Genomic DNA, 10,511 nt, shown 5'->3' with positions numbered 1-10,511 from the left:
ATCTATCGGGTAATGGACCCCGCCGTAGCCCTGTCCCATTCAGGACATCCGGACCGCGTTCTCGGCCAGTGGAACCACCAGCGGCGCTCCCGTTTCGGGGTCGTCGATCACCCGGCATCCCAGGTCGAAGACCTGCCGCACCAACTCCGCGGTCACGATCTCGCGCGGCGCACCGGCCGCGATCACCGCGCCGTCGCGCATGGCGATGAGATGGTCGGCGTACCGGAACGCGTGGTTCAGATCGTGCAATACGGCGACCACGGTTCGCCCGGTCCCCCGGTTCAATTCGCGGCACAGATCCAGCAGCTGGATCTGATGGGCGATATCGAGGAAGGTCGTCGGTTCGTCGAGCAACACGATCGGCGTCTCCTGGGCGAGCACCATCGAGATCCACACCCGCTGCCGCTGACCACCGGAGAGCTCGTCGACCAGCCGACCGGACAGATCGGCCACCCCGGTGGCCGCCATCGCCGCGGCGACGGCCTCCTCGTCCTTGCGCGACCACTGCCGGATCAGCGACTGGTGCGGATAGCGGCCCCGCGCCACCAGATCGGCGACCCGGATCCCCTCCGGCGCGGTCGAGGTCTGCGGCAGCAGACCGATCCGCCGCGCCACCTCTTTCGCCGGATAGGAACCGATCTGCTTGCCGTCCAGCAGCACCGCACCGGATTCGGGCGCCAGCAGCCGCGACAATGCCCGCAGCAGGGTGGATTTCCCACAGGCGTTCGGTCCGATGATGACGGTGAAAGTGCCGTCGGGGATATCCACGGTGAGCTCGTCGCTGATGACCCTGCTGCGGTATCCCAGCCGGAGCCGTTCGGCCCGCAACCGTGCCTCGGCGCCGGTGTGCGGCGCAGTACCGGCCTCGTCGGCGGCAGTGCGATCGAGCTGTTCTTCCACGATGATTCCTCAGTTCCGTCGAGCCTCGGCCACCAGCAGATAGGCCAGATACGCGCCGCCGATCGAAGCGGTCACGACGCCGACCGGCACGGTGGTCGGCGCGAACGCGCGCCGCGAGATCCAATCGCAGACCACCAGCAGCAGGGCCCCCATCGCGGCCGCCGGCAGCAGCGCGGTGGTCGGGGTGCGGGCCAGCCGCCGGCCCAGTTGCGGAGCCGCGAGAGCCACGAAGGCGATCGGACCCGCCACCGCCGTGCCGACGGCGGTGAACGCGACACTCAGCACCGTGAGCACCAACCGCGCCCGGCTCACCCGGATGCCGAGCGCCTGGGCCGCGTCGTCGCCCAGTTCCAGGACCTGCAATCGGTACGCGGCGGGTACCACCGCGAGCGCCAGGATCGCCAGCACGATCAGCGCCGGCACGATCTCGGCCCAGCTGAGTCCGTCCAGGGTGCCGACACCCCAGGCGGCGGCCGACATGGCGTCGTCGAGGTCGGCGCGCAGGATGAGCCAGGTGTTGACCGCGGCCAGCATCGCGCCGACCCCGATACCGACGATGATCAGCCGGAAACCCTTGACGTTCTGCCGGAACGCGAGCAGGAAGATCGCGAGCGCGGTGAGCAGTCCGCCCCCCACCGCGCCGGCCGCAGTGGCGTAGTACCCGCCGCCGGCCAGGATCACCAGCAGCGCACCCGTATACGCGCCCGAATTGAATCCGACGATATCCGGGCTGCCCAGTGGGTTCCGGGTGACCGACTGCAGGATCGCCCCGCTCAGCCCGAGCGCGGCGCCGAGCACCAGCGCCATGAGCACCCGGGGGGCGCGCCACTCCCGGACCACGAGTTCGTCGCCGCCCACACCGTTGCCGAACAGCGCTCGCAGCACCCGATCCGGCGGGATCGGGAAATCGCCGGTGCCGAGCGCGAGCAGCGCCACCACTGCGGCCGCGACGAGCAGCAGCGTCGTCACCACGACGCTGCGCACCCCGAACCGGGCGGTGAGCCCGCGGAAACGCAGGACGCGGACCGTCCGGCCGAAGTCGACCGTCGTCTCGGCCCCGAGCCGCGGCAGCTTGCGCAGAGTGGTCACGACTGCCTCATCTCCGAACGGCGGGCGAGCCAGATCAGCACGGGGGCGCCGAGAAAGGCCGTCACGACACCGGCCGACAGCTCGTCGGGCGGGATGGCGATCCGGCCGACCACATCCGCGAACAGCACCAGGGCGGGCGCGAGAACCAGCGAGTAGGCGACGATCCAGCGATGATCGGGGCCGACGATCCAGCGGGCGATATGCGGTACCGCCAGACCGACGAAGGTGATCGGACCGACCGCGGCCGTCGCGGTGCCGCAGAGCAGGATCAACGCGAGCGCGGTACAGGCGCGGGTGCGGGTCACGTGCACGCCCAGCGCACGGGCCAGATCCTCGCCGAGCGCCACGGCGTTCAGGGAGCGGGCGGCGACCGCGGCCAGGATCAACCCGATCACGATGAAGGGAACCGCGCCGGCGAGCACGTCGTACCCGCGCCCGGTCAGCGCGCCGGCGTCCCACTGCCGCATCTTGTCGAACGCGGTCGCGTTCAGCAGGATCAGGCCCTTGGTGACACCGGTCAGCACGGCGGTGATCGCCACGCCGGCGAGGGTGAGCCGAATCGGGTCGGTGCCCCCGCGCCCGACAGTTCCCAATCGATACACCGCGATCGACACGACCGCGGCGCCGGCGAACCCGAACCAGACGTAGGAGGCGATCCCGTCGGCGCCCAGGTATGCCACGGCGACCGCGATGGCGAAAGCCGCTCCGGCATTGATTCCGAGGAGTCCCGGATCGGCCAGCGGGTTGCGTGTCAGCCCCTGCATCAGGCAGCCCGCGACACCGAGCGCGCTACCGGCCAGCAATCCGAGCAGCGTCCGGGGCAGCCGGTATTCGCTGATGACCAGGTCGTCCGGCGATCCATCGGGCGTCCACAGGGCACTAATGATTTCCGTGATCGGAATATGCTTCACCCCGACCACAAGACTCAGTAAGCAGGCGATTACCAGACAGAGAGCCGCCAGCAACCATCCAGTCCACCTGCGGGCACCTACATATGTGTGGTATTCATAGGACGAACCGGCGGTCATGAAGCGGTGTCACACCTTTTGTGCATCGAATCGTCCCTTCCCGGTCTGTGTGATATAGGTCACTGTTATCGCTCACAAATTTTGTTAGCAAACCTTTATAGTGAGCAAAGGCTAACCTAATCACAGATAAGGAAGCAATAGACTGCGCCGACACCGCACCCCGGTGTTCGCAACGGATGGCGTCCCTACCGGGTCGAACATCTGTCCGGCGCAGCGACGCACGAGCGAGAGGTGAAGAGATGCGCACTCAGACGCTGCTGACGTCGCCGCGCCCGCACTCCCTTTCGCCGCAGAATTTCCGGTCGAACCCGACCGGGTTGCAAGAAGATAGACAGGGATGAGGGATTCATGACGCAGCCATTCGTCACCTGATCGCTCGGTAAGACGATCTGACACCACCGGTGGGTTCCCATAGCCACCGGATTTCACCTGCGAGTGGGCAGGAAACACCCGAATCGCGGCACTGTGTTTTCGTGTGCCAATGGTCCGGAAATTTCGGCTGCCGTTTTCGCCGGATGCGTTGTAGAGACGCGCTCCGGTGGCAATTCGCAAGAGCATGAGGGACAAACGATGAACATCAAGTCGATTGCTGCTGTCGCGGCGATGACGGCGGCGGCGCTGGGCGTCGCCGGAGGAATGGCGACCGCCGATACCTTTGTGCCGCTCCCCGGCGGCGAAAAGCTCGGGCCCGGTCTCAAATTGAGCCGAGTCGACGAGAGCGCGCTCATCTCGCCGTCGCTGTCGGCCAACGGCGCCGGCCGGGTCGCCTGGGTGAGCGGACGGGTCTTCGCGGACGTCGCCGAGACCCCGGAGGGCACGCCCGGCCCCTGGAAGGGCCCCACCAATGCCCCCGGCACCAACAACTCCTCCACCCACGGCACTTCCCGGGTGAGCGCCGGCTACATCATCGGATGCCAGGTCAGCATCGCCGACGACGCTGTCTCCGCCGGCCTGTCCGCCAGCATGAGCAGTTCGAGCATGGGCGTCAGCGGTTCGATCGGCCTCAAACTGGGCCCCGGCGACGTGAAGTTCGTGAACGTCGAGGGAACCGATATTCCGAAGCCCGGCGTGTACTGGGTCGACTACAAAGACGTCGAAATGAATATCGAAGGTTGCGCCGGATACGCGCAGGCCCGTTCCTACGCCGTCGTCGAGATCATCGGCGACCACTATTCGAAGACCACCCTGTACGGAGCTCCGTTCAGCATCGGCTGACGCACGTCGTAACTGGTCGATCAAATCCGTCGCTGAACGGAATTCTCTTCCGAGAGGGAAATTGTCATGTCTGTAATCAAGAAGAGCGCCGTGCGGATCGCGAGCCTCGCTGGCGCGACCGTCGCAGCGATCGGCCTGTTCTCGGCCGGCGCGGCGAGTGCCGATACTTTCGTCCCGCTGCCCGGCGGCGAGCTCACCCACACCCTGCCCAACGGCCTGTCGATCACCGCGCGCATCGCCAACGAGTCGGCGCTGATCAACCCGTCGATGGGGTCGACCCCGCTGCACCGCAACGCCTGGGTCTCGGGTAGCGCGCAGGTCGAGGTGCACGGTGCGCACAAGGGCACCAAGATCACCCCCGGTTACGTGGTGGGCTGCCAGGTCGATATCAGCGGCGGCGGCGCGAACGGCGGCGCCGGCGTCCAGGGCTCGGGCGACAAGGTCACCGGCAACCTCAGCTCCGGCGGCAACCTGACCCTCGGCCCGGGCCAGGCCACGTCGTTCCTGCTGCTCGATATCGAGAAGCCCGACGTCTACGGCGACGAAGGCCATTCCTTCGCCAACAAGTTCACCGGCCCGAACGGATCGGTGACCTGGTCGGATTCCACCATCGGCCTCAACGGCTGCGCGGGATACGCCCAGGCTCGCTCCTTCGTCCGGGTCGAGGTGTCCACCGAACAGGGCATCTCCGAGTTCCGCGTGTGGGGTCAGCCCTTCAGCCTCGGCTGATCGCCACACTCGCGGCGAGTTCGCTCGACGCGCGGTAGCTCCGGCCACTGGACCGCTCCCCGGGAGTCCGACTGAGAATTCAGTCCGGACTCCCGGGGAGTAGTTGTATGAACGGGCGGAGTTCGCTGCCCGGATCCAGAGCCGACCGTTTACCCCGCCGCGGCCGCATTTCGCCCGGCCTCTTTGTGACACAGCACAATTTCTGACAATATCCGCCCACAGGCGCGCGCCGTCCGAACGACCGACGCCGCGGGATAGGCTGACCCTCCTATGGCTACCGGCGCGACTCTGTACACCTTCACCCTGCACCTGTCCGATATCGACCGTGGCGTCTATCAGGAGCTGGAGTTACGCCTGGCCCGGCACCCGTCGGAGACCGCGGAATTCCTCGTCACCCGGCTGCTCGCCTACTGCCTCGAGTACGAGGAGGGCATCGCGTTCAGCGACGGCGGCGTCTCCTCCACCGACGAACCCGCGGTGTTGGTCCGCGACCTCACCGGTCGGATCACCGCCTGGATCGAGGTCGGCGCCCCGGATTCCGACCGCGTGCATCGCGGCAGCAAACTCGCCGGGCGGGTCGCCGTCTACACCCATCGCGACCCCGCCAAGGTGTCGGCGCAGCTGACCGGCAAGCGGATCCACCGTGCCGAGACGATCCCGCTCGTCGCCTTCGACCGCGATTTCATCGATTCCGCGGCGGCGGCCCTCGGCCGCCGCAACACCGCCACGCTGTCGATCACCGAGCGGCAGCTCTACCTCGAGATCAACGGCGTCTCGCTCAGCACCTCGGTGACGGATCACCTGCTCGGCTGATCGTCTGATCCGGGTGCCCTCCTGGCCGGCACGCAATCGCGTGGTGGCCTACCCCTCGCCCACGAACCGGGCCCCGATCGACCGAACTGCCGCGCGAGCTCGACCGGGGGGAGTTCGCCTGGTCACCCCCGCGCCGCGGTCGGGCACCATCGGGTGATGCGCACCGGGACCGGGAACTCGATCGTGAAATCCGCAGGCCTCGCACCGGACCACCCCGACCGGCTCCCACCCGACTTCTACCGGCTCTGGACCGCGTTCACCGCCAACCAGATGGGCAGCGCGATCGGTACCGGCGCGCTGCCCCTGGTCGCGATTCTGGTGGTCGCGGCCTCCGATCTGCAGATCTCGCTCATGGCCGCCCTCGCCGGCATCGCCGCGGCCGCGATCGCCCTGCCGATGGGCTCGTTCCTCGAATTCCGGCGCAAGCGCGGCGCGATGGTGTCCGCGAATCTGCTGGCGTGCCTCGCACTGGCCACTGTCCCGATCGCCGCGTGGCTCGGTGTACTCACCTACGCGCACCTGTGCGTGGTCGCCGCCGCGCAAACCCTGTCCGGCTTGGTCTTCAACGCCGCCAAGGGCGCCCACCTCAAAACGCTCGTCTCCGAAACGCACCTGGTCCGGGCCCACAGCCGCCTAGAGACCACGTTCTGGACCGCGACCACACTGGGCGGACCCGTCGGCGGCGTATTGATCTCGGTGCTCGGCACCACGACAACCCTGATCATCGATGCCGGCGGCCATCTGGCCTCGGCACTGGGCCTGCGCCGGCTCCGCACGCCCGAACCGAGATCCGCGCCCCCGTCCCGCGAAAGCCCTCGGCCAGTGGATATCCGGACCGGATGGACCTACGTCTTCGCAAACCCCACGCTGCACCGGCTGTTCTGGAACGCCATGCTCTTCGGCGGCGCGCTCGTCCTCACCACACCGCTGATCGCCTTGCTCGTACTGCGCGAACTCGGCTTCGCCCCATGGCAGTACGGGCTGGCACTGGGCGTGCCCGGTCTCGGGGGCCTGCTCGGATCGATGTGCGCCCCGAAACTGGTCGACCGGTACGGCGAGCGGGCGATCCTCCTGACATTCGGCACTCTGCGCACCTGCTGGCTGGGACCGCTGGTGTTCGCCGGACCGGGCCCGCTCGGCCTCACCGTCATCCTGGTCGCCGAAACACTGCTGCTGTTCTGCGCCGGTGTGTTCAACCCGGTGTTCGCGACCTACCGGATGAACCGCACCGACGCCGACCACATGGTCCGTGTCGGCACCGCCTGGTCGATCAGCGCCAGGAGTGTCCAGCCCGCCTTCATCGCACTGGGCGGCGTGATCGCCGCCGCGACCACTATCCGCACCGCTATCGGCGTAGCCGCGGTGACTCTGGTCGCCAGTTCCGCGTTGCTGCCGTGGAGACACGACACGGACAGGGCTGCGCGCGGGTAGCGGAACCGGCCCGAACCACCCCGCGCTCCGGCACTCCTGACCGCCGGCTACACCGCGATCCGGCCCGGCGTGGCGGCGGGCAGCGGCGGAAGTTCGAGATTGTCGCGGAAAGTGCCGCCGCGGTAGTCGCTGCCGACGATATCGCGGCGGCGCAGTTCCGGAAGGAGTCCGTTGGTCACGAAATCGCGGGTGCGGGGATCGTCGAGGCCGCCGAGGGAAATGATATCGAGAACGCCCGCGCGGTAGCGCTCCTCGATGGCGTCGGCCAGCTGTTCGGGCGTGCCCGCCGCCGACCAGTGCCCGGTGTGCCGGGCTTCCAGGACGAGTTCGCGCAAGGTGCGCCCCGAGGCCGCCAGGCGGGCGAAGATCTCCACGCGACCGCGCCGCCGGTGCACCGAATTCAGTTCGGGCAGTAAGCTTTCCGGCAGCGGCCGGTCCAAGGGCAGGTCGGACAGGTCGACACCGCCGCCGAGCATATCCGCGAGCAGTCGGCGACCGGCTTCGAAATCGAAGGATTCCTCCTGCTCGCGGACCAATCGCGCGACCTCGGCTTCCGAAGCTCCGTAGGTGGCGTGGAAAGAGCTGAAGATATAGGGCAGTCCCGGCGCGCGTCCCAGTTCCGCGGCGCGGGCCCGGATCTTGTGGGTGTAGTCGAGCGCGTCGTCGAGGGTGGTGAGCGAGGTGAAAACAGCTTCGGCAAAGCGGGCGCCGAGTTCGATCCCGCCCGCCGACTGCCCGGCCTGGAACTGCACCGGCCGCCCCTGCGGCAGTGGCGGAATGTTCAGCGGACCGCGCACAGTGAAATAGCGGCCCTGGTACTCGATCGGCCGCACCCGGCCGGGATCGAGGACCGCACCGCCCCGGCCGTCCGGCGTCAGGGCGCCCGCGTGCCAGGAGTCGTAGAGCGCGTGCACCACTTCCAGCGACTCGGCGGCACGCGCGTAACGCTCCTCCGGGCCGGGCAACTCCAGATCGCTGTAGTTCTCCTCGCCCAGCGACGAGGTCACCGCGTTCCAGGCGGCGCGGCCGTTGCTCACATGATCGAGCGTGCCGAACAAACGGGCCAAATTGTACGGATGATGGAACGTGGTGGTGACCGTGGCGATGAGGCCGACATGCGAGGTCACCGCGCTGAGCGCCGAGAGGTAGATCAGCGGTTCCTGCGCGCCGATCGCACCCTGCGCGCCGAAGCTGAGCAGATCGGCCGCGAAGAGCGCGTCGAACTTGTGGTCCTCGGCGATCTTCGCGACGGTGATCGCGGTATCGAGTGTCGAACGGGCCGGGTCCACGGCCGCCGCGTAGATGTCGGCGCCTCCGCTGACTCCGGTGACCGTTTTCAGATGCCGTCGAGGTCCGCTACGAGATACCACCTACCGACCGTACGACCCGCCCGGGGGCCGAGAGAGCTTTGCGCTCAGCGTGATTCCGGGGGAATCGTGTCGGGATGGTGACACCTGATGAGGTTTCGTCGGCACGGGTGACGGAGCACATTCGCGGCGTTATTGTTCTGGTCTGCGTGTGATACTCGAACTCGGCGCGGGAGGTCCGGCCCGGCGACACCGGTGGAGCGGATCGGCAAGCGCGGGCCGAGATCTACGACCCGGTCGGCCGTGTTCGGCGGACCGGACCTGAACGGAGATGAGCGAATTGACAGCCCTCGACCACCCGGTTCTGGGTCTCGTGGCAAGCTTCGCACTTCCCGTAGTGGGAGGCTTCTTCAAGAACCCGCTCTACGGAGCCCTCGGGGGACTTGCCGGAGGCGCCCTCCACGGGTTTCTCAACAAACACAGTGGCTGGGATCTGGTCGCGGATGTCGCCATCGGCGCGGCGGGCGGAGGCCTCGGCGCGTCATTCGGAAGAAAGTCCTCCGAAGCCCTGCTGATGGAGGGAAAGGCCGGAAGGACCGTCGGAGAAGTTCTGAGCAACTTCACCAGGAGCGACCGGGCACTGAGAACAGGCACTTCGATGTCCATGGCGGGCGCTGGCACCGCACTTCCTATTTTGGGGAAGGACATTGCGAAGACCTACGTGGCGCCCTATCAAGACCCGTTCACCGGAAGCCTTCCTACCGTGAGCATCGGGCGAGGCGACCGCTGAACCCGCCGGTCAGCGCGAGAGCCGACGGACCGGTGCACAGTATGCGAGATGCCGCGTCGAGCCGAAGCTCACGAGTTCGCGACGGCCGCTCGGTCGCCGCCGTCGGTCGGCTTCTTCTCGGGCACCGCATCGTCGGCCGGAGCGTACGGGGGTATCCGGCTGCTCTTCGTCTGCGCTGACCCGGCACCGACCGCCTTCTCCCTGCTGTGAAGCCCACCGGGGGAGCGGGTTGCTTCCGCGCTGGCCGGTCGGTCGACCGCAACGGTCGCCGGTCCGGTGGTCGATAGTCGGTGGAACCCCGTGAACGGGCCGAGTTCGTCGTGCTCGTCGTCCGGCGGAATGGGAAACGGTCGTAGCCGGCTGTCGACGATCACTTCGTATGCGCGGTTGTTCCCGGTCTCGAATACGACGAGCACCGCGCTGCGTCGAGCCCATACCGCGATATCGCCGGTGGCGGCCGAGTTCGCCTCGAGCCGGATGCCGACCGGTCGGCCCGACGGCGCAATCGTCGTCGGGTCGGGGTTTCCGGTCCGGGCATTCCTGCCCGGTCGCTCGCCGAATGCCACATCGAGTGCGCGTGCGACCGCCCGCGAGACCTCCTGGGCCCGGCCGTCCGGAAACCGGTAGACCACCACGGTCTCGTCCGTCGACAACCGACGCTTGCGACCGGACGCACCGGCTCCGGCCCGCTTCCTGGAGAGTGCGGCGCCCGGCTGAGGTCCCGGCGCCGCCCGGTTCTGACGGCTCCATGGGGTGGCGGAATTGCCGACTCCAGGGGGCACAGGTGGCGCGGCCTGCTCACCGCCGCGGGTCTCCCCCGTTCGGCCGGGTGTGATTTCGTCGGCTGCCGTGGACGGATTCAGGTTCGGCGGCCCCGCCGCATCGGACATGAGGCTCGGCGACGCATTGCGTGATGCCGAACCCGAATCCGTTCGCGCAGTGCCTTCCACCTCACGCACCCCCGCCTGCAGCGGCACCTCGACGGCCGATCCCGAACCGAAGGCATCCCACTGCCTGCGCAGCGTGTGCGGCAAACGGCGGTAGTAACTTTCGATAGCCGGGGAGAATCTGAACTCGGCCGGATAACCGGGCGCACTCTGATCCGGCATGAGTATTTCGGGCATCTCGGCCATCGAGCGCTAGTCTTCCCGGCCGATACTCATGACCCGACGGGCGCGGGGATGCGGCCGGGCGGAAATTTCGCCGGCG

The 10,511-nt window shown here is 67.8% G+C and carries 10 protein-coding genes; 5 read left to right on the top strand and 5 right to left on the bottom strand.

The window, feature by feature from the left end:
* Positions 1-39: 39 nt before the first annotated feature.
* From OG804_RS29945 to OG804_RS29935, 3 genes are all read right to left on the bottom strand, one after another.
* Complete coding sequence (locus tag OG804_RS29945; protein ID WP_328398831.1) at positions 40-828, bottom strand: ABC transporter ATP-binding protein; 789 nt, start codon at positions 826-828, stop codon at positions 40-42.
* Between the two features lie 81 nt (positions 829-909).
* A complete protein-coding gene (locus OG804_RS29940; RefSeq protein WP_328391982.1) occupies positions 910-1,989 on the bottom strand; it encodes a FecCD family ABC transporter permease in 1,080 nt (359 codons plus the stop codon).
* Complete coding sequence (locus OG804_RS29935; RefSeq protein WP_328391981.1) at positions 1,986-3,017, bottom strand: FecCD family ABC transporter permease; 1,032 nt, start codon at positions 3,015-3,017, stop codon at positions 1,986-1,988. Before OG804_RS29935 ends, OG804_RS29940 begins: the two co-directional genes overlap by 4 nt.
* A 570-nt stretch (positions 3,018-3,587) precedes the next feature.
* Here OG804_RS29935 and OG804_RS29930 point away from each other — a divergent pair.
* The 4 genes from OG804_RS29930 (at position 3,588) to OG804_RS29915 (ending at position 7,205) form a co-directional block, all read left to right on the top strand.
* Positions 3,588-4,232: an MspA family porin gene (locus OG804_RS29930; protein WP_328391980.1), complete on the top strand. Its 645-nt coding sequence runs from the start codon at positions 3,588-3,590 to the stop codon at positions 4,230-4,232.
* Positions 4,233-4,298: 66 nt separating this feature from the next.
* Positions 4,299-4,961, top strand: coding sequence for an MspA family porin (locus OG804_RS29925; RefSeq protein WP_328391979.1), 663 nt, complete (start codon positions 4,299-4,301; stop codon positions 4,959-4,961).
* Between the two features lie 270 nt (positions 4,962-5,231).
* The gene (locus tag OG804_RS29920; protein ID WP_328391978.1) at positions 5,232-5,774 is read left to right on the top strand and encodes a YaeQ family protein; all 543 of its coding nucleotides are present in this window, start codon (positions 5,232-5,234) and stop codon (positions 5,772-5,774) included.
* Between the two features lie 156 nt (positions 5,775-5,930).
* Positions 5,931-7,205 (top strand): MFS transporter, encoded by a 1,275-nt coding sequence (locus OG804_RS29915; protein ID WP_328391977.1) that lies wholly within the window; start codon positions 5,931-5,933, stop codon positions 7,203-7,205.
* 47 nt (positions 7,206-7,252) lie between these two features.
* Here OG804_RS29915 and OG804_RS29910 read toward each other — a convergent pair whose 3' ends face one another.
* The gene (locus OG804_RS29910; protein ID WP_328391976.1) at positions 7,253-8,575 is read right to left on the bottom strand and encodes an NtaA/DmoA family FMN-dependent monooxygenase; all 1,323 of its coding nucleotides are present in this window, start codon (positions 8,573-8,575) and stop codon (positions 7,253-7,255) included.
* 268 nt (positions 8,576-8,843) lie between these two features.
* Between OG804_RS29910 and OG804_RS29905 the strand changes: the two genes are divergently transcribed.
* A complete protein-coding gene (locus tag OG804_RS29905) occupies positions 8,844-9,302 on the top strand; it encodes a hypothetical protein (RefSeq protein WP_328391975.1) in 459 nt (152 codons plus the stop codon).
* Between the two features lie 68 nt (positions 9,303-9,370).
* Here OG804_RS29905 and OG804_RS29900 read toward each other — a convergent pair whose 3' ends face one another.
* Positions 9,371-10,435 carry a hypothetical protein gene (locus OG804_RS29900; protein WP_328391974.1) on the bottom strand — a complete coding sequence of 355 codons (1,065 nt, stop codon included), beginning with the start codon at positions 10,433-10,435 and terminating at the stop codon, positions 9,371-9,373.
* Between the last annotated feature and the right edge of the window lie 76 nt (positions 10,436-10,511).

This window comes from Nocardia sp. NBC_00416 (assembly GCF_036032445.1).
GTDB lineage: Bacteria > Actinomycetota > Actinomycetes > Mycobacteriales > Mycobacteriaceae > Nocardia.
This window is presented reverse-complemented; position numbering and strand designations above follow the sequence as displayed.

Coding starts and splice junctions, on each gene's coding strand:
- OG804_RS29935 (WP_328391981.1), bottom strand. CDS start 3,017: ATGACCGCCGGTTCGTCCTATGAATACCACACATATGTAGGTGCCCGC.
- OG804_RS29930 (WP_328391980.1), top strand. CDS start 3,588: ATGAACATCAAGTCGATTGCTGCTGTCGCGGCGATGACGGCGGCGGCG.
- OG804_RS29925 (WP_328391979.1), top strand. CDS start 4,299: ATGTCTGTAATCAAGAAGAGCGCCGTGCGGATCGCGAGCCTCGCTGGC.
- OG804_RS29920 (WP_328391978.1), top strand. CDS start 5,232: ATGGCTACCGGCGCGACTCTGTACACCTTCACCCTGCACCTGTCCGAT.
- OG804_RS29915 (WP_328391977.1), top strand. CDS start 5,931: ATGCGCACCGGGACCGGGAACTCGATCGTGAAATCCGCAGGCCTCGCA.
- OG804_RS29905 (WP_328391975.1), top strand. CDS start 8,844: ATGAGCGAATTGACAGCCCTCGACCACCCGGTTCTGGGTCTCGTGGCA.
- OG804_RS29900 (WP_328391974.1), bottom strand. CDS start 10,435: ATGGCCGAGATGCCCGAAATACTCATGCCGGATCAGAGTGCGCCCGGT.